The sequence below is a fragment of the Halococcus salsus genome (assembly GCF_009900715.1).
Taxonomy (GTDB): Archaea; Halobacteriota; Halobacteria; order Halobacteriales; family Halococcaceae; genus Halococcus; species Halococcus salsus.
Genome location: NZ_JAAAJC010000001.1, coordinates 1,063,174 through 1,081,538, shown reverse-complemented (window position 1 = coordinate 1,081,538; position 18,365 = coordinate 1,063,174). Strand labels below are relative to the sequence as shown.

The following is an 18,365-nucleotide window of genomic DNA, read 5'->3' as shown; positions in this document are numbered from 1 at the left end:
CATCGTCATCTCGTCCGTCGTCGGTCCCGCCGTTGTCACTGGCGTCGAGATACGCCGCACCGTTAAAAATTCACGGGTTTCGGTGGCGAGGACGGTCCGGGCTACGACCGTCGCGGGCGTTCAGAGTACGGTGCCGAGCACGACGCCGGTGAGCAGCGAGAGCAACAGCACGCCGCCGGCGGTCGTGAGCGGGATCCGTTCGACTGGCGACCGACCCGGTCCCATCCGGTCGCCGGTTCGTTCGCTCGACGCCAGCACCACGACGCCGGCGGTGGCGAACCCGAGGCCGATGACCAGTCCCCAGAGGAACGTCAGCCCCGAGCCGCCGGCGACGACCATGGCGACCGCACGGCTCAGCACGAATCCCGTGCCGGCGATCACCGGTGCGCTGCCGACGACGCTCGCTCGATCGACCGAATCAGTGCGTCCGAGGGCCCCGACGACGGGGACCCGCGACGACCCCGTACCCGGGTAACGACGCGACATACTCCCGTGTGGAAAGATGGGTATATAAAACCACGTCAGACGGTCGTCAGACCCCCGGGCCCAAGGGGCTCGTTCGAGAGCGAACACCCATACTTATCCGGCGCGGATCGGGCCCATGACCGAGGAGCTCTACCTCCCGGCCGGGGAGTACCAGCGCACGTTCGACGCGGAGGTCGTCGCCGCCGACGGGGCCGGCCCGAGCGTCGTGCTTGACCGGACGCTGTTCTACAAGGAGGGCGGCGGCCAGCCACCCGACCACGGCACGCTCTCGTGGGACGGCGGCGAGGCGCGCGTCGTCGACGTCCGCAAGGACCACGGCGAGATCCGACACGAACTGGACGGTGACGTCCCCGAAGTGGGAACCGCGGTCCACGGCGACCTCGACTGGGAGCGCCGCCACGCCCACATGCGATACCACACCGCCCAGCACGTCGTCTCGAAGGTCGTCCTCGACGACTACGACGCGAGCACGGCGGGCAATCAGGTCTACCCCGACCACGCCCGTATCGACTTCGAACCGGCGGACTTCGACGAGTCCGACCTCCGGGCGATCGAGGAGCGCGCGAACGACCTCATCGCGCGCGACCTCCCAGTTCGAAAGGAGAACCGGTCGCGGGCGGCGCTCGAAGAGGAGACGCCCGAGGGCCGGACTAACCTCGACCTGATCCCCGAGAGCGTCGACCCGCTCCGGGCGGTCTCGATCGGCGACATCGACGTTTGTCCCTGCGGCGGCACCCACGTCGACTCCCTGGCCGAACTCGGCGAGATCCAGATCACCGACCGGACCTCGAAGGGCGCGAACGTCGATCGGATCGAGTTCGTTCTCCACGACCCCGCGACGGACGACTGACCGACGGCGCGTCGCGGGCGACCGGCGGGCCAGGGACCAGTATCTTAAAGGCCGTGACACCGATAGAGGACACCAATGCAACCTTTCGACAGCGAGAAAACCGAACTGGTGGACACCGTGGAGACGCTCGAAACCCTCGAACCGGGGAAGTTCAAGGCCTACGACGCCGGCGGGGAGTACACCATCGACCTCACCGACGACCACTACTTCCTCAGACCCGGGTCGCGGACACCCGTCGGGAAGCGAAGCGGGATCAAGATCTACCGCATCATCGACGACGACGAGTAGTCGTTCGAGACCGTCCGGAGACGGCATATTTCACTACCCCGTCGCTATCGGTCCGCCTCGACGACGGTGAGTTTGACCTGGTGGACGCCCTTCAGCGGCCGGATCCGGGACAGCAACGCCTCGATCCGCTCCCCGGTTCCGTCGACGGCGATCGACTCCAGACAGAGGTGGTCGCTGAGGTGGACGTGGTGGACCGCGATGATCGTCTCGGTGAAGTCGTGCTGGAGCTCGGTCATCGCGTCGCTCACACCGCTGTGGTCGTGTTCGTAGAGCACGACCACCGTCCCGCTGAGGGCCCCGGAGAGGTCGGTCTGCTGGTTGAACTCGGTGACGAACGCGCGGAGGGCGTCCCTCGTCGCCTCGGACCGGCTGTCGTACTCGCCGACGTCCACGACGGTGTCGAACTCGTCGAGGAGGCTTGGCGGAAGCGTGACGCTCATCCGCTCGATCTCCTCGCTCACGACTCGATGCCTCCCGAGCAGCCGGTCGGTCGCTGGGTACTACGATGTCGAAACGATGTCACACCATCCAGTATTACGATGGCGACCAAAAGTATTATCGCCGTGCTGAGGGTGGGTGCGGGTACGAATGCACATTCCGGATGGGTTTCTCGACCCCTGGGTTGCGGGCCTCCTCTGGCTCGGAACGGGGATGGCGGTCGGTGTCGCGGTCGTCCGTGCTCGCGGCGAACTCGGTGACGAGCGGACCCCGTTACTCGGCGTCGTGGCGGCCGGTATCTTCGCCGCCCAGATGCTGAACTGGCCGATCCCCGGCGGAACCAGCGCCCACTTCGTCGGCGGTGCGTTCGCCGGCATCCTCCTCGGGCCGTACCTCGGTGTCCTCGCCATGACGGCCGTCGTCACGATCCAGGCGCTCGTCTTCGGCGACGGCGGCATCATCGCGCTCGGCGCGAACCTCTTCACGATGGCCGTGGTCGACGTGCTCGTTGGCTACGTGCTCTTCCGACTCCTGCGGAGGGTGCACGAGAACGGCGCGGCGTTCGTGGCCGGCTGGGCGGCGATCACGGTTTCGGCGCTCGTGGTCGGGGTCGCCGTCGGTGCCTCGTCGGCGTTCGCCTACGAACTCGGTGTGACCGTTCCCGTCATGGTCGTCGGCCACGCGTTGCTGGGACTCGTCGAGGGGGCGATCACGGCCGCCGTCTACGGCTCCGTCGTGAACGCCCGACCGGACCTCGTCCTCGGACGGTTCGCGGACGAACCGGTCTCGCCGGAGGTGGACCTGTGAGCGCCGTCCGAACGAACCCGTGGGTTCGCCGGGCGTGTCTCGGTATCCTCGTTCTCGTCCTCTTGGCTCCGGTCTTCGGGTGGGCATCGGGGGCCGTCGGCTACGCCGAACCGCTCGAGAACGCCGCCGAGGCGACGGGTGCTGGCGATGCCGCCGTCACGCTCCACGCCGGGTTCCTCCCTGACTACGCGGTCCCCGGTCTCGGCGCGCCGCTCGGTACGCTGGTCTCGGCGCTCGTCGGGACGGCGCTGACCCTCGGTGTCGCCGTCGGGGTCGGTCGGCTCCTCGAACGGTGACCGGGGTCGTCGCGGCGTCCGTCGAAACGATCACGACCGCGCTCCGAGCCGTCTTCGCCGCCGAACGGGTCGCGACCGACGACGGTTTCTTACAGCGCCGCGACCCCCGCGTCTCGCTTCTCTCGATGACGGGGCTCGCGCTGGCCACGATGCTCACGCGAACGCTCGCGGTCGTGGTCGCGCTCGGTCTCGTGACGGTCGCGCTCGCGCGGCTGTCCGCCGTCCCGCTGCGCCGACTCCTCGCACGCTCGGCGGTCGTCCCGCTCGCGTCCGCGCTCGTCGTCCTCCCGCAGATCGTATTGCTTCCAGGCGACCCACTCGTAGAGGTGGTCGGCGTGACCGTCACCGAGGTAGGCGTCGCGTACGTCGTCCTGTTCACGTTGCGTGTCGGGGTCGGTGTCGCCCTCCTGTCGTTGGTCGTGATGACGACCCGGTTCTCGGCCGTGGTCGCGGCGATGCGGGCGCTCCGGATCCCGGTCGCGCTCGTCTGGACCATCGCCGTCACCTATCGGTACCTATTCCTGTTCTTCGACGAACTACAACGGCTGATCCTCGCACGGAACAGCCGGACGACCGGGGACTCGGGCCTCCGTGATGGTTGGCGCGACGCGCGGGGGATCGCGGGCACCTTCCTGTTGCGAACCCTCGACCGTGGCGAACGCGTCGGCCGCGGGATGCGGGCCCGTGGTGGTGCGCGACCGCCATCCCCCTACGGCCGGTCGCGAAGCCTCGACGGCGCCGACTACGCGCTGGTCGCGCTGGCCGTCGTCGCCGTCGTCGGGTCGGGGGTGATACGGTGGAGTCCGTGATCGAGGCGCGGGAGCTGACACACGAGTATCCGGACGGAACGACGGCGATCCGGGACGTCACGCTCGCCATCGAGGCGGGCGAACGGGTCGCGGTCGTGGGCGCGAACGGGTCGGGCAAGAGCACGCTCCAGCTTCTCCTCGGCGGGCTCGTCGATCCATCCGCCGGGGTGGTGGAGTACTTCGGTGAGACGACCGACGCCGAAGCGGTCAGGGACCGGCTCGGCGTGCTACTCCAGGACCCGAACGACTACCTCTTCAACACCACCGTCCGCGAGGACCTCGAGTACGGCCCGGCACAGCTCGGGATACCACGGGAGACGGCGGACCGGCGGGTGGCGGCGCTCGCCGACGAACTCGGACTTCGTGGGCTGCTGGACCGACCGCCGTTTCGGCTTTCGGGCGGCGAGAAGCAGCGGGCGGCGTTCGCGAGCGTGCTCGCGTTCGACCCCGACGTCCTCCTGCTCGACGAACCGTTCGGTGCCGTCGACGCCCACTACCGGGAGCGAATCCGACAGCTGGTGACCGACCACGAGGGGACCGTGGTGCTGTTCACGCCATCGCTCGACGCCGTCCCCGCGGTCGCCGAGCGCGTTGTCGTCGTCGGACGGGACGGCACCGTCGTCGCGGACGGTTCCGTTCGGGACGTCCTGACGGACGGCTCGCTGCTGGCCGAGAACGGGCTCCGACCGCCGGCGACGGTGCGGCTCTTCGAGGGGATCCTCGACACGGCCGAACTTCCCCTGACCGTCGCGGCGGCACGAGAGTATCTCCTCCGCGAGGAGGGGTAGCGTCCCCGTTCGTACGTGCTCGACCGTCGTCTCCACGGGGCGGTCGTGACGGCGGCTCTATATCCGTCACAGTTTCTCGACGAATCATGTTTTTAGTTCTTCATTATAGACACATGGTTTTTCCGCCGTTCCGGGCGTCGATCACAGATTTAAATAGGGGTTGTGTAGAATCGTCGTTGATGGGTATTAACGAGGTAGGATCCGGACTGCTTCAGACAGGTATCGTTCCAGCGCCGCTCCTGGCGCTGCTCGTCGGCACGATCATCGTCATCCTTCTGTTGGCGTGGCTTGACGTCCCGGCGTTTCTCGGGCTGATAATCGCCGCGTTCGCCGTCGGACTGGTCGCGCCACAGGTCGCGCTCGGGAACGTCCCGACGCGGATCGCGGAGGCGTTCGGTGAGAACATGGTCGGTATCGGGATCCCGATCCTGATGGCGGCGATAATCGGGAAGTCGATGACCGAAAGCGGTGCCGCCCAGCGGATCGTCCGCGGGTTCGAGTCGCTCACCGGGCGGGACCGCGCCGAGTACTCGCTGTTCGGCAGCAGTTTCGTGATCGCGATCCCGGTCTTCTTCGACAACGTCCTCTACCTCCTGACGCCGCTCGCGCGTACCGCGGCGGCGCGAATGGAGGACAACTACACGCTCTATCTCATCGCCGTCGCCGGTGCAGGGGTCGTCACCCACGGGTTCGTGCCGCCGACGCCCGGCCCGCTCGCGGCCGCGGACCAGCTCAGCGCGAACCTCGGGACGACCATCGTGGTCGGCCTGCTGGTCGGGCTCCCGACCGCCGCGTTCGTCAGCATCGGCTTCGGGAAGTGGATCAACAGCCGGATGGACATCCCGCTCCGGGACTCGATGGGGATGACGACCGACGAACTCGAGACGATGAGTTCGAAGTCGACCGACCGGCTGCCGGGGATCGTCGAGTCCCTCCTGCCGATCGTCATCGCCGTCGGCTTCATCGGGGCGAACACCACCGCGAGCAACATCTTCGGCGTCGGTGGCCAGCTCGGCGCGGTCATGAGCTTCATCGGCGACGTGAACCTCTCGCTGACGCTCGCGGCGGTCGTGGCGGCGATCACCTACTACCGCGAGAGCTCCCTCGACCGAACCGACTGGGGCGAGGAGCTCACGCAGGCGCTCCAGAGCGGTGGGAACATCGCGGCGATCACCGCCGCGGGTGGCGCGTTCGGGGCGATGCTCGCCGCCGCGGGCATCGGTGAGTACATCGCGGGCATCCTCAGCGGGTTCGGGCTCGGTATCCTCGTCACCGCGTGGGTGATCGCGACCGCGGTCCGCATCGTCCAGGGCTCGGCGACCGTCGCGATCCTCACGACCGCCGGGATCGTCGCTCCGCTCGCCGGCGGGTTCGAGCCGAACGCCGCCTACCTCGTGATGGCGATCGGCGCGGGCGCGACGACCTTCTCGTGGTACAACGACAGCGGCTTCTGGATCATCAAGGAGCTCGGCGGGCTCACGCAGGTCGAGACCCTCAAGACGTGGAGCGTCGCCACGACGCTCGTCTCGGTGTTCGGCTTCGCCTTCACCGTGCTGTTCTCGACGTTCCTCCCGCTGAGCTAAGCCGTCGACGCACCGTTTTTGGAAGGACCGTTTACGAACGTCGAGCGGCGAGCCACGCGCTCGCCGCCCACGCGCCCGCGACGAGTGCATCGAGCGCCGCGAGCCGACGGTAGTTCTCGCTGTAGCCGGCGAAAAGCAGCATGCTGAGCGCGTGGAGCACGTCGACACCCACACCGGCGTTTTCCCACGCTTCGGAGCGCGTTCGGCCCACCGTGAGCGCCTGGAGAACGTGTCTCGCACCCAGGAGACGACCGACAGCCACGGCCCGCGACGGCCGCTTGCCGGCGACGCGTCCGACGACGGGTCCCGACGCGACGACCAGCAACGCGCCGTAGACGCAGCGCGCGACGGCGAGTCGTCTCATTCGGTCTCGTCCGATCCAGTCCCGGAATCGTCGTCACTCCCGCCGAGCCGGAGGCGGGCGAACAGCGTGAGGAGCAGTGCCGCGACGACGCCGATCGACCGACGGTGTTTCGCGAGCTGGAGCTGGCGGCTGATGGGGATCGCGCGGTCGTCGAACGGGCCGTGCGCGCCCGCGTCGCCCTCGATGGGGTCGAAGAGGTTGTCGGGGCGGTCGGGGTCGTAGTCGAGGTCCGAGAACTGGCCGCTGTAGGCGGTCCGCGCGAGGTAGTGGTCGACGAACCACGGCACGAGCTTGTTCCCCCAGATGGTCTTCAGCGACGCGCGGCCGACGTAGAGCTCTCGCCGGTCGTGATAGGCGACCCAGTGGATCGCGTCGGCGGCGATCTCGGGCTGGTAGATCGGCGGGACGGGCTGGGGATACTCGTCGACGTGGCCTCGGCAGTGCTCGAACTGCGGGGTGTTGAGCCCCGGGAGCTGGACCATCGAGACGTCCACGTCCGAATCGTTGTGGATCAGCTCCGTGCGGAGGGACTCGGTCATCCCGCGGATCGCGAACTTCGAGCCGCTGTAGGCCGACTGGAGCGGGATCCCCCGATACGACATCGCCGACCCGACCTGGACGAGCTTCCCCTCGTCGCGCGGGACCATCCTGGAGAGCGCGGCCCGCGAGCCGTTGACGGCCCCGAGGTAGGTGACCTCGGTAACGCGGTTGTACTCCTCGGGATCGACGTCGAGGAACTCCGCGAAGACGGTCGTCATCGCGTCGTTGATCCAGACGTCGATCGGGCCGAACTCGTTCTCTATCTCGTCGGCGGCGTCCTCGACCGCCTCGTGCTCGGTGACGTCGGTCGGCACCGCGAGCGCCTCGCCGCCCGCTTCTTCGACATCCGCTTTCGTGGCGTCGAGTCCGTCCTCGCCCCGCGCGAGCAGGCCGACGCGTGCGCCGTCCTCGCCGGATTTTCGAGCTGTGGCCCGTCCGATCCCCGAGGTCGCACCGGTGATGACGACCACGTCGGCGTCGTCTGCCGTCACGATTCCACCCTCCGGATTCGTGGTGTGTGTTCGGTCATACGACTGTCAAGACCTCCGACCGTGGTGGAGTTATCCGACCGGCTTGCGAATACACATCGGCTAAGACCCCAGGGGAACGGGGATAGAAGCATATACCCGTCGCACGGTCGATCGATCTACAAATGAGACCGACCGCCGTTCCGGCTGCCGCATCGTCCGTCGAACAGTGGATGCCGGTTCTACGAACGCGATGAGCGGGTACAAACCGCTCGCCGACTACGGGCTGATCGGCAACCTCGAGACCTGCGCGCTCGTCGGTCGCGACGGCGCGATCGACTGGTGCTGCCTCCCGCGGCTCAACTCCTCGTCGGTCTTCGCGGCGGTCCTCGACGCCGACCGGGGCGGCCGATTCACCATCCAACCCACCGGCGAGTTCGAGTCGGAACAGCAGTACATGGAGCGGACGAACGTCCTCCAGACCACTTTCCACACCGACACCGGGACCGCGACGGTGACCGACTTCATGCCGCTCTCGGCCGGTAACGACGGCAACCAGCCGAAAGTTCGCGGGCTCTATCGCGAGGTGGCCTGCACCGACGGCAGCGTGGACCTCGAGGTCGCGTTCGAACCACGGTTCGACTACGCCCGCTCCGAGACCCAGGTCGAGTCGATCGACGACGGCGTGGTGGCGACCGGCGAGGCCCGCCGGATCGCGCTGTCGAGCCCGGTCGACCTCGACGCCGACGGTGATTCGGCGAGCGCGTCGTGGTCGCTCGACGAGCACGACCCCGAGTGGTTCGTGCTCGAATACGGGACCCGGGCTCCCCGGGAGCCCGAGGCGTGCGAGCGGCTGCTCGACGACACCGTGGAGTTCTGGCGCGGTTGGACCCACGCCTGTGACGGCGAGGACTGCCCGTTCGCGGGCTACAACCACGACGCCGTGGTGCGTTCGGAGCTCGCGCTCAAGCTCCTCACCTACCAGGGAACCAGCGGGATCACCGCCGCACCCACGACGTCGCTCCCCGAAGTGCTCGGCGGGGTCCGAAACTGGGACTACCGGTACAACTGGATCCGCGACGGTGCGTTCACGGTGCGAGCCTTCGCCAACCTCAGCGACATCCAGGAGGCCGTCGACTACCTCGACGACTTCCTCCGACTGAGCCGCGAGGTCGACCCGAGCGAGATGCAGCCCCTCTACGGCCTCCAACACGACTCGACCTACGAGGAGACCGAGCTCGACCACCTCGAAGGCTATCGGGAGTCCTCACCCGTGCGGATCGGCAACGGCGCGGCCGACCAGCTCCAGCTCGGCATGTACGGCGAGCTCGTGCTCGCGATCCACCAGCTCTCGTGGTCGGACCGGGAGATCGCGGGCGACGACTGGACCGCGATCCGGGAGATCGTCGAGTTCGTTCGCGAGGCGTGGGAGCGCCCCGACGCGGGCATCTGGGAGATGCGGAGCGGGCCGAAACAGTTCGTCCACTCGAAGGCGATGTGTTGGGTCGCGATCGACCGCGCGATCGAGATGGCCGAGGAACACGGCTTCGACGCGCCGCTCGACGACTGGCGGGCCGACAGGGAGACGATCAAGGAGACCGTCATCGAACGCGGCTTCGACGAGGAGCGCAACACGTTCACGCAAGCCTTCGACGACGACCAACTCGACGGCTCGCTGCTCCTGCTCCCGCTCTCGGGCTTTCTCGATTTCGACGACCCCCGGATCCAGGGTACCATCGAGGCGATCCGCGAGGAACTCACCACCGACGACGGGCTGGTCTATCGTTACGAGGACGACGACCTCCCCGGCCAAGAGGGAACCTTCGTGCTGTGTTCGTTCTGGCTCGTGAACTGCCTCGCGCTGCTGGGCGAGGTCGACCGCGCGCGGGAGATCTACGACACCCTCTGTGGCTACACCAGCCCGCTCGGGCTCGTCTCCGAGGAGATCGACCCGGACTCGGGCGAACTGCTGGGGAACTACCCACAGGCGTTCAGTCACATCGGGCTCGTCAACAGCGCGCTCTACCTCCACGAGGCCGAAACCGGCGGGGCCGTCGAGCCGTTCCAGACGCAATCGACGTGACCCACGGGCGGGGACGAGGCGGAGATTCGTCCCCGCGATCCGGCTCGGGTCGGCCGGTTACCGGAAACGAAGTCGGGACTCCGCTGGGTATTTACCCCCACCGCTCCAGTTCCGGGTATGCATCGTTCCGCGTTCGCACCGAGACGGCAGGCGCAATCGCTTGAATCGGCAAGCGAAAGCATCGAGCGGGCGGCCGTTCTCGATACGACCGTGCCATGCTGAACGCGACGATCCTCGTCGCCGCCGTGCTCGGCCTCGCGCTCGCGGGCTTCGTCTGGCGGTCGTACACCGCCCAGACCACGGCCGGCAGACCGGCGACCGACGGGGGATTCCTCCCCGAGAGCGCCGGCACCGAGACGGGGGCCGAGACCGAGGCGAAGGTCGGCGGCATCACGCGCTGGCTCACCACCACCGACCACCGCGACATCGGGATCATGTACATCGTCTTCGGGACGATCGCCGCGATCTGGGGCGGCGTCGACGCGATGATGATCCGGACCGAACTCCTCACCCCGCAGGCCGACGTCTGGACCGCGGGTACCTACGACGCCCTCTTCACCACCCACGGGCTGACGATGCTGATCCTGTTCGTTACGCCCGTCTTCTTCGGCATCGCGAACTACTTCCTCCCGCTCCTCATCGGGGCCGACGACCTCGCCTTCCCCCGGATCAACCTGCTCGGCTTCTGGATGCTGCCGCCCGCGCTCGTGCTGATCCGCGGCGGCCTCATCGTCAACATGACGGCGAAGTTCCTCGGGCTGATCGTCCCGGTCGACGCGATCGACTTCCTGTTCGCGATCCAGCCGCCCGAGATCGGCTGGTACATGTACGCGCCGCTGTCGCTCCAGTCGGCCAACCCGCAGGTCGACTTCCTGTTACTCGGCCTCCACCTCTCGGGGATCGCGACGGTGCTCGCGTCGGTCAACTTCATCGTCACGGTGTTCACCGAGAAGAGCGACGAGGTGTCGTGGGCCGACCTCGACCTCTTCACCTGGACGCTCGTCACGACCGCCGGGATCGCCCTGCTGGCGTTCTCGGTGCTCGGGAGCGCGCTCATCATGCTCCTGCTCGACCGAAACTTCGGGACGACGTTCTTCGCGCTCGAACAGGGCGGGGCGATCCTCTGGCAACACATCTTCTGGTTCTGGGGCCATCCGGAGGTCTACATCATCGTGTTACCGGGCTTCGGGCTGATGAGCCTCATCCTCCCGAAGTTCTCGGGTCGGACCCTGTTCGGTCGCCGGTTCGTGATCTACTCGACGTTCGCGATCGGCGTGCTCTCGTTCGGCGTCTGGGCCCACCACATGTTCACGACGGGTATCGACCCCCGGATCCGCGCGAGCTTCATGGCGGTTTCACTTGCCATCGCGATCCCGAGCGCGATCAAGGAGTTCAACTGGATCACCACGATCTGGAAGGGGCGGGTCAGGCTGACCGCCCCCATGCTGTTCTGCGTTGGCGGGCTGAGCACGTTCGTGATCGGCGGCATCACGGGCGTGTTCCTCGCGGCGATCCCCGTCGACATCCTCTATCACGACACCTACTACGTCGTGGGTCACTTCCACATGATCCTGATGGGCGTGATCCCGTTCATGATGATGGCCGCGAGCTACTACTGGTTCCCGATCATCACGGGGAAGATGTACAACCAGCCGCTCGCACGTTTCCAGGCGGTCACGATGGTCATCGGGGTGATCGTGACCTTCGGCGCGATGCTCATCACCGGCGCGCTCGGGCTTCCCCGCCGATACGCCACCTACCCCGCCGAGTTCACGGGGCTGATGGAGATCACCACCATCGGCGCGTACGTCATCGGGATCAGCGTCCTGCTCTGGCTCTACAACATGCTCCGCTCGTACTGGGCGGGCGAGCGTGTCACCGAGGCCGACGTTTGGGACCTGAAGGAGACCGGGCAGTTCACCCGTGAGTGGCAGTGGTTCGAGAAGCAGCTCGCCGAGCGCTACGCCACCGACGGCGGTTCGGACGGAATCGAGGCGGACGAAACCCCCGGGACCGACGGATGAGCGACGACGAGAAGGACCTCCACGGCGAGGACCACGGGGACTTCCAGGAGCACTTCGCACCCGTCGTCCGGAGCTTCTGGCGAACGATGACCAGCCGGTCGTTCCAGACCTACACGATATCGTTCGTGGGGATGATCATCCTCTCGGCCAGCATCGGCGGCGTCATCCTCGGACCCTACGCCGCGATCCAGCCGACCTACGGGCTCTGTGACAGACCGGTCGTCGAGGTCTACTCGCCGGCGGACACCGCGGAGCTCACGGCCGGCGACGAGCCGCCGAACTTCAGGCAGTTCTCCTACGACGAACTCACGCCGATGGAGCAGGAGACCTTCGATGAGGCCCGAACGAGCGCGCTCCAGGAGGCCGAGCTCGACGGACGGACGGCGCACTTCGAGGAGCTTCGCAACGGCTCCGTCGTAACCTACGAGGGCGAGTCGTACTACACCGTCGTCGCGTCGCTCGACGACTGCGTCGACGAGACCGCGTTCAACGTGCCGCTCAGCATCGTCGGGGTCGTCGTGGGGCTCGGCCTCTCGGCCGCCCCCGGGCTCCGGCGATGGTTCAACTAATCCATGACCGAGTACTCGATCCACCGACCACGATTCACGGGGACCACCAGGAACGACTGGGTGTTCCCGACCGCACAAGACTTCGACACGAGCGACCTCTCGGCCGCCGCCGACCGGTTCCTGGTGTCGGCCTCGGGCTTCGAGGAGCCCGACTCGCTCGACGACCTCTACCTCCCGGTCGTCGACCGCCGGGGCGAGCTCAGTCTCAACGCGCTCTTCGCGGCGCGGGACGGCCCCTACGACGCCGACCAGATCCCGGACCTCGATGCGGACACGCGGGCGGAGCTCGATACCCTCATCGACGACCTCGGGACCGAACACTTCGAGGAGTACCAGGAGGTCGTCGTGAGCGATGCCGACTGGGCGGCCGCCACGGGCGGTGCGCCCGCGAACCCGACCGGCGGCGTGGTCGGTGACACCATCACGGCCGCCGAGGCCTCCTACTCCTCGACGGGTGCGACGATCGGTTTGCTCTTCCTCGCGGTGGCGACGGTCGCGGTGAACCGGCTTCGCGGCCGCCGGTAGACCCCGGTCGAACGGTTATTGAAACGTCGTTCCGACGAAGGCGATGTCGGTACGCGGTTCGGCGTACTCGAAGGCCAGTCCCATGACCAGCCCGTAGAGACACTGCCCGATGAAGGTCAACACGAGGAACATCGGGAGGCTCACGTTGGGGCTGTAGAAGGCGATCGCGAAGCCCGCCCAGCCGATCGCCGCGAACGTGATCCCGGAGACCGCCATCCGCCAGCCGGGGAGGTACTCGTGGAGCGCCGCGAACAGGAACGGCCACGTCGTCATCCCGCCGCCGACGAAGATGAGGTAGCCGAGCACCGGGTCGCCCTCACCCGCGAGCGGGTCGCTCAGCCCGGCCATGACGGCCATCTCGCCGAACTGGACGGGGTCGAACGCGTCGAGAAAGAGGGCGAGGGCCAGCACCGCCGAGAAGGCCAGCGTACCGAGCCCGCCGGCGATCCCGCCGACGAGCCCGCCCACCACGATGCGTCGGAGGTCGCCCCGCGCTTTGCTTTCGGATTCGCCGGTAACCTCTTCGACGAGTGAGCCCGTGTCGGCCATGCGAGCGATTACGGCCGGGGTAGCAAAAGCCCCTCGCCCGGGGAACCGCGGGCCGACGGTTCTGGCCGACGACAGCAGATACTTGTGCGGGGCCCCCCGATCGTAGCTCGATGAACCGCAGACAGGCGACGGCCGGGGTGGCGCTGACGGCGTTCCTGACGATCGCTGTCGAGCCGGTCGCCGCGCAGTCGATCAACAAGACCCTGATCGAGAGCCTGAACCGGCAGCTCCTCTACGTCGCCGTGCCGCTCGCGATACTCGTCGAGGTGATCCTGTTCTACGCCGTCTGGAAACACAAGGACAACGACGACCCATCGCCGACGAAGGAGAACCGCTCGCTCGAGATCACGTGGACGATCGCCACCGCGATCATCCTGCTGTTCGTCGGGTTCGCGTCGTACAACATCCTCACGGACCCGTACATCTCGCCCTCGCTCACCGAACAGGAGCAGGCCCTCGGCGGCGACCAGAACCTCGAAGGGGCCGTCATGCCCGCGAACGACGACGACGCGGTCATCGTTCGCACCATCGCCTACCAATGGGGGTGGGACTTCGTCTACCCCGAGGAGAACGTCACGACCGACAACACCACGGTCGTCCCAGCGAACACGGACGTCTACTACCACCTGACGTCACGTGACGTGTTGCACGCCTTCCACGCGCCCGAACTCGGGCTGAAGATGGACACCATCCCCGGCCAGTACAACACCATCCGGACGAACATCACCGAACCGGGCACCTACCGGGTCTACTGTTCGGAGTTCTGTGGGGCGGGCCACTCCCGGATGTACGCCAACCTCACGGTCGTGAGCCAAGACCGATACCAGGCCTGGTTGTCAAACCAGAACCGAACCGACGTCCCGACACGGGTGAGCGCGGAGAACGCGACCAACGTCACCGGGTCGGTCGCCGCACCGCCGGTCTGAATTTCACGTGAAAATCAGGCGCTAACGCCTCACCGTCACGGTGCTGAGACTGAACAAAACTTCTGCGCTACTAACTACTGTTGACGTGCATGCGAAAGTCCTAGCTTCTGTTTCGCTTGGAAGGGTTGCAGGCGAACCCTAGAGGGAGTGAGTCATACGCAGTAGCAGCACCCACCGCCACATCCAACTACACGACAATCACATCCACACGAGCCACCGGGTGGAATGCCTGCACAGACAGAACACCCGCTCGCAACCCGAACAACAGCTCGGGCAACTACAACCAGTACCTTGGACGGTCACTCCGGGTGTGGCGTCCCGAACGAGAGGAGTACTGGGGCGTGGCACTTCCTGTAGGCGCACGAATCTCCGTCCACGAATCTGAAACGCCCAACCCAGCGTTGCGGTGCGGCCGTGGGAATCCTCGCCCTTCAGCGCGGGGAGGACGTCAAAGCGAGAACTCGGCTCCGAAGTAGAGCAGCGCGATGATGAAGATCCAGACGATATCGACGAAGTGCCAGTAGTACGATATCGTCACCATCGAGGTGTCCCGCCCGTCCGAGAGCTGGCCGAGCAGGCCGCGGGCGAACAGGATGCCGAGGAAGATCGTCCCGGCGAGAACGTGGAGTCCGTGCAGCCCCGTGAGCCCGAAGAACGCGCTCCCGAAGATCCCGGTGGTGATGGTGAAGCCCTCGTGGATGACCAGGGTGTAGTACTCGTATATCTGGCCCGAGACGAAGATCACGCCGAGCAGTATCGTGACGCCGAGCAGGCCGAGAAAGCCCCGCCGGTTCCCCTCTTCGAGCCCCTGGTGGGCGTAGTGGAGGGTGAAACTGCTCGCCACCAGCGCGACCGTGTTGACGATCAACACCGGTGTGAGGAGTTCGGGGAGTTCGCCCGGTGGCCACTGGTCGACCCGGATGAAGGCGTAGTAGACGAACCCCGCCGAGAACGTCGCGATGTCGGTCAGGATGAACAGGATCATCGCACCCCGGAGCGCGCCGGGCTCGCGATCCTCGGTGCTCCGGGTCCAGAAGTCGACGAGGAAACCCTGGTAGAACCAGCCGAACGCCCCGGCGATGAACCCCAGCGAGCCGAGGGCGAACACCGCCGGGCCGATCGTCGGCGGTATCGGCGCGTTCTCGCCGGTCCCGAAGAAGTAGAGCCCGGCCCCGAAGTAGAGACCGATCAGCCCGACCGTACAGGCGACGGGCCACCACGTCGCTTCCTCGTGCCCGGTGGGGAAGTCACGCCACAGGGCTTCGTCCTCGCCGGTCTCCTCGACCGTCTCGCTCGTCGTCCCCATGCCCCCGATTGCGTCGAGAGCGATAAAAACACCCCGCCTGCGGCCGTCGACGGGTACGGCTTCACAAACTAAATGACGCCGGTGCCCGTGGAGGGAAACGAACCTCCTCATGTCGTCGCCCGAATCCCCGCCGGTGCTGGAGCCCTCTTGGAGAACCGCCTTCGGATTGGCCGCGGTCACCACCGGCTACCTCGTCGCGCTCGTGGGTATCGCCGTGTACGCGTGGGCCGAGATCCACGCCATCGCGTTCGTCCCGACGCTCGCGGTCTCGGTCGTCGGCTTCCTCGTGATGGTCGCCGGGGGCGGGCTGGTCTGGCGCGAACGGGCCTGACTACGCCTCGTCGTCCGCTTCGTGGTCCATCCCCGTGGCGATGCTGCTGATCTTGGCCGCGGTCCCCGAACGGCCGGTCTGGTCGGCCTCGGCGATGATCCGACCCGTGACGTAGGTGGTGATCGCGAGCACCACGAACGGGATCACGAGCAGGCCGAGGCTGGTCCCGACGGCCATCGCGTCGGCCGGGAAGGGGTCCGCCAGGATGAACAGCGCGAAGAAGAAGATGATCATCCCCATCGGTATGAAGTTGACCGTGAGGTCGAGCAGCGTCTCCCGGTTGAACACTCGGTCGGCCATTGAACGTCGGTACGCGCTCGGGGGTTATGTAGGTTGAGATACCGACGGCGGCCCCGAGCGCTCGACTTGTGTACGAAGACCTTATACAAAACCGAATAATCCCGCATTCATAGTGTATTGGACGGATGGCTCCGAGAACGGGAAATAAATTGGGGATTTTGGTGGCCAGATTTATTTATACACTCCTCCCTGGGTCGAAGCGTGACGAACACCGTGTCGAAACACGTTATACGTGAAGAATCACCGGTATCGGGGGACTGATCCTACAATGACCCACAAAAAGGAGGACTGGAAGGCGGGGTTGTACGGCGACGAGGTGCGCGAGAAACTGATCGAGTTCGCCGAATCGGGCTGGGAGTCGATCCCCGAGGACGAACGCGAGGTGTGGTTCTCGCGGTTCAAGTTCTGGGGGGTCTTCCACCACCGCTCGGGCCAGGAGAGCTACTTCATGATGCGGCTCACCAACTGCGGGGGGGTCCTCGAACCCGGCCAACTCCGTGCCATCGCCGAGGTCGCCGCGGAGTACGCGACCGGACCCGTTGACAACCCCGAGTTCGGCAACGGCTGGATCGACCTCACCACCCGCCAGTCGGTCCAGCTCCACTGGATCAAACTCGAAGACATCCCCGAGATATGGGAGAAACTCGAAGCCGTGGGTGTCTCCAGTCGCTCGTCCGGCGGGGACACCATGCGGAACGTCTCGGGCTGTCCGGTCGCTGGGAAGGACGCCCACGAGTACGTCGAGACGCGGCCGCTGCTCGACGAGATCCAGAACGACCTCCGGGGCGACAACGCGCTCGCGAACATGCCCCGGAAGTTCAACATCTCGGTCACGGGCTGTCGCGAGGGCTGTGCCCAGGACTCGATCAACGGCGTGGCGCTCGAACCCGCACGAAAGCTGGTCGATGGGGAAACAGTCAGAGGCTTCAACATGCGGGTCGGTGGCGGCCTCGGTGGGCGTGAACCCCGGCGGGCGCGCTCGCTCGACGTCTTCGTCGAACCCGAGCACGCCTACGACGCGGTCCGAGCGTTCGTCGAACTCTACCACGCCGAGGGGAATCGTGAAAACCGGAGCAAAAACAGGTCCAGATTCTTCGTCGACGACTGGGGTACCGAGAAGATCCGCGAGGCGATGGCCGAGAAGGTCGACTTCGATCTCGCGTACGGCGGGACGGACCTCAGAAAGGAGTACACCTACAATGCCGGTCGGTCCGACGAGGCGGGCCGCCACGACCACGTCGGCGTCCACGAACAGCCCGACGGGCGGTACTACGTGGGGTTGAACACGCCCGTGGGACGGGTGCCCGCCGACGAGGCGCTCGAACTCGCCGACCTCGCCGACGAGTACGGTTCGGGGGAAGTCAGACTCACCCGCCGACAGAACCCGCTCGTGATGGACGTTCCCGAGGCGAAGCTCGACGAGCTGCTCGCCGAGCCACTGCTCGACGTCCACTCGCCGGACCCCGACGTGTTCACCCGCGGGGCGATGGCGTGTACGGGCACGGAGTTCTGTTCGCTCGCGCTCACCGAAACCAAGGCCCGGATGGCAGCGACGCTCCGGTGGCTCCAGGCGAACGTCGACATGCCCGACGACGTCTCCCAGGTCAAGATGCACTTCTCGGGCTGTACCGCCGACTGCGGGCAGGCGCTGACCGCCGACATCGGGCTCCAGGGGATGCGCGCCCGGAAGGACGGCGAGATGGTCGAGGCGATGGACATCGGCGTGGGCGGCGGCATCGGCCCGGACCCCGCGTTCATCGACTGGGTCCACCAGCGCGTGCCGGCCGACGAGGCACCGGGGATGATCAAGAACCTCCTCGACGGGTTCGTGGCGCTCCGGGACGACGGCCAGACCTTCCGGGAGTGGGTCGAGTCCACGGGCGACGGCACTATCGCCGAACTCGCCCAGCCCGAGGAGACCGACTACGTGGACCCGTGTCTCACCGACGCGAAGCAGTCGTGGTACCCATTCGACGACGGCGAGGGGCCGGCCCCGACCGCCGCCGACGGCACGCCGATGGAGGCCGACGATTGAG

The 18,365-nt window shown here is 66.6% G+C and carries 21 protein-coding genes; 14 read left to right on the top strand and 7 right to left on the bottom strand.

Annotation, left to right across the window (positions count from 1 at the left end):
* Positions 1 to 120: 120 nt before the first annotated feature.
* Entirely contained in the window at positions 121 to 486 is a 366-nt protein-coding gene (locus tag GT355_RS05650; RefSeq protein ID WP_120071196.1) for a hypothetical protein, read from the bottom strand.
* Between the two features lie 115 nt (positions 487 to 601).
* Between GT355_RS05650 and GT355_RS05645 the strand changes: the two genes are divergently transcribed.
* Both GT355_RS05645 and GT355_RS05640 read left to right on the top strand, forming a co-directional pair.
* Positions 602 to 1,336: an alanyl-tRNA editing protein gene (locus GT355_RS05645; RefSeq protein ID WP_160133707.1), complete on the top strand. Its 735-nt coding sequence runs from the start codon at positions 602 to 604 to the stop codon at positions 1,334 to 1,336.
* 75 nt (positions 1,337 to 1,411) lie between these two features.
* On the top strand, positions 1,412 to 1,624 hold the full coding sequence (locus GT355_RS05640; protein ID WP_160133706.1) for a hypothetical protein: 213 nt from the start codon (positions 1,412 to 1,414) through the stop codon (positions 1,622 to 1,624).
* Positions 1,625 to 1,668: 44 nt separating this feature from the next.
* On the opposite strand, the gene nikR is transcribed toward GT355_RS05640, so the two are convergent.
* Positions 1,669 to 2,085, bottom strand: a complete 417-nt coding sequence (nikR, locus tag GT355_RS05635) for a nickel-responsive transcriptional regulator NikR (protein WP_160133705.1) — start codon at positions 2,083 to 2,085, stop codon at positions 1,669 to 1,671.
* Positions 2,086 to 2,212: 127 nt separating this feature from the next.
* Here nikR and GT355_RS05630 point away from each other — a divergent pair, with 127 nt between their 5' ends.
* From GT355_RS05630 to GT355_RS05610, 5 genes are all read left to right on the top strand, one after another.
* Positions 2,213 to 2,869 carry an energy-coupling factor ABC transporter permease gene (locus tag GT355_RS05630; protein ID WP_160133704.1) on the top strand — a complete coding sequence of 219 codons (657 nt, stop codon included), beginning with the start codon at positions 2,213 to 2,215 and terminating at the stop codon, positions 2,867 to 2,869.
* Complete coding sequence (locus tag GT355_RS05625) at positions 2,866 to 3,165, top strand: PDGLE domain-containing protein (protein ID WP_160133703.1); 300 nt, start codon at positions 2,866 to 2,868, stop codon at positions 3,163 to 3,165. Before GT355_RS05630 ends, GT355_RS05625 begins: the two co-directional genes overlap by 4 nt.
* Positions 3,162 to 3,974: a cobalt ECF transporter T component CbiQ gene (cbiQ, locus tag GT355_RS05620; protein WP_160133702.1), complete on the top strand. Its 813-nt coding sequence runs from the start codon at positions 3,162 to 3,164 to the stop codon at positions 3,972 to 3,974. Before GT355_RS05625 ends, cbiQ begins: the two co-directional genes overlap by 4 nt.
* Positions 3,962 to 4,762 (top strand): energy-coupling factor ABC transporter ATP-binding protein, encoded by an 801-nt coding sequence (locus GT355_RS05615; RefSeq protein WP_160133701.1) that lies wholly within the window; start codon positions 3,962 to 3,964, stop codon positions 4,760 to 4,762. The genes cbiQ and GT355_RS05615 overlap by 13 nt, the downstream gene beginning before the upstream one ends.
* Before the next feature lie 179 nt (positions 4,763 to 4,941).
* Entirely contained in the window at positions 4,942 to 6,345 is a 1,404-nt protein-coding gene (locus GT355_RS05610; protein WP_160133700.1) for a GntP family permease, read from the top strand.
* Positions 6,346 to 6,376: 31 nt separating this feature from the next.
* Here GT355_RS05610 and GT355_RS05605 read toward each other — a convergent pair whose 3' ends face one another.
* Together GT355_RS05605 and GT355_RS05600 are read right to left on the bottom strand one after the other, a co-directional pair.
* Positions 6,377 to 6,709, bottom strand: a complete 333-nt coding sequence (locus GT355_RS05605; RefSeq protein WP_160133699.1) for a hypothetical protein — start codon at positions 6,707 to 6,709, stop codon at positions 6,377 to 6,379.
* Complete coding sequence (locus GT355_RS05600; RefSeq protein WP_160133698.1) at positions 6,706 to 7,740, bottom strand: SDR family oxidoreductase; 1,035 nt, start codon at positions 7,738 to 7,740, stop codon at positions 6,706 to 6,708. The genes GT355_RS05605 and GT355_RS05600 overlap by 4 nt, the downstream gene beginning before the upstream one ends.
* A gap of 229 nt (positions 7,741 to 7,969) precedes the next feature.
* Here GT355_RS05600 and GT355_RS05595 point away from each other — a divergent pair, with 229 nt between their 5' ends.
* The 4 genes from GT355_RS05595 (at position 7,970) to GT355_RS05580 (ending at position 12,917) form a co-directional block, all read left to right on the top strand.
* Complete coding sequence (locus tag GT355_RS05595) at positions 7,970 to 9,799, top strand: glycoside hydrolase family 15 protein (protein ID WP_160134007.1); 1,830 nt, start codon at positions 7,970 to 7,972, stop codon at positions 9,797 to 9,799.
* Between the two features lie 215 nt (positions 9,800 to 10,014).
* The gene (locus GT355_RS05590; RefSeq protein ID WP_160133697.1) at positions 10,015 to 11,823 is read left to right on the top strand and encodes a cytochrome c oxidase subunit I; all 1,809 of its coding nucleotides are present in this window, start codon (positions 10,015 to 10,017) and stop codon (positions 11,821 to 11,823) included.
* On the top strand, positions 11,820 to 12,392 hold the full coding sequence (locus GT355_RS05585) for a DUF7979 domain-containing protein (RefSeq protein WP_160133696.1): 573 nt from the start codon (positions 11,820 to 11,822) through the stop codon (positions 12,390 to 12,392). Before GT355_RS05590 ends, GT355_RS05585 begins: the two co-directional genes overlap by 4 nt.
* 3 nt (positions 12,393 to 12,395) lie before the next feature.
* Positions 12,396 to 12,917 carry a hypothetical protein gene (locus tag GT355_RS05580; RefSeq protein WP_160133695.1) on the top strand — a complete coding sequence of 174 codons (522 nt, stop codon included), beginning with the start codon at positions 12,396 to 12,398 and terminating at the stop codon, positions 12,915 to 12,917.
* A gap of 15 nt (positions 12,918 to 12,932) precedes the next feature.
* On the opposite strand, the gene GT355_RS05575 is transcribed toward GT355_RS05580, so the two are convergent.
* The gene (locus GT355_RS05575) at positions 12,933 to 13,466 is read right to left on the bottom strand and encodes a DUF6789 family protein (protein ID WP_160133694.1); all 534 of its coding nucleotides are present in this window, start codon (positions 13,464 to 13,466) and stop codon (positions 12,933 to 12,935) included.
* A 110-nt stretch (positions 13,467 to 13,576) separates the two neighbouring features.
* Between GT355_RS05575 and coxB the strand changes: the two genes are divergently transcribed.
* Positions 13,577 to 14,392: a cytochrome c oxidase subunit II gene (gene coxB / locus GT355_RS05570; protein ID WP_160133693.1), complete on the top strand. Its 816-nt coding sequence runs from the start codon at positions 13,577 to 13,579 to the stop codon at positions 14,390 to 14,392.
* A gap of 448 nt (positions 14,393 to 14,840) precedes the next feature.
* On the opposite strand, the gene GT355_RS05565 is transcribed toward coxB, so the two are convergent.
* Positions 14,841 to 15,698 (bottom strand): cytochrome c oxidase subunit 3, encoded by an 858-nt coding sequence (locus GT355_RS05565; RefSeq protein ID WP_160133692.1) that lies wholly within the window; start codon positions 15,696 to 15,698, stop codon positions 14,841 to 14,843.
* Between the two features lie 109 nt (positions 15,699 to 15,807).
* Here GT355_RS05565 and GT355_RS05560 point away from each other — a divergent pair, with 109 nt between their 5' ends.
* A complete protein-coding gene (locus tag GT355_RS05560) occupies positions 15,808 to 16,029 on the top strand; it encodes a hypothetical protein (RefSeq protein ID WP_120071162.1) in 222 nt (73 codons plus the stop codon).
* On the opposite strand, the gene GT355_RS05555 is transcribed toward GT355_RS05560, so the two are convergent.
* Positions 16,030 to 16,329, bottom strand: coding sequence for a DUF6684 family protein (locus GT355_RS05555; RefSeq protein ID WP_160133691.1), 300 nt, complete (start codon positions 16,327 to 16,329; stop codon positions 16,030 to 16,032). It abuts the gene before it with no gap.
* Between the two features lie 268 nt (positions 16,330 to 16,597).
* On the opposite strand from GT355_RS05555, the gene GT355_RS05550 reads away from it, so the two are divergent.
* Positions 16,598 to 18,364, top strand: coding sequence for a nitrite/sulfite reductase (locus GT355_RS05550; protein ID WP_160133690.1), 1,767 nt, complete (start codon positions 16,598 to 16,600; stop codon positions 18,362 to 18,364).
* The last annotated feature ends 1 nt before the right edge of the window (position 18,365 follow it).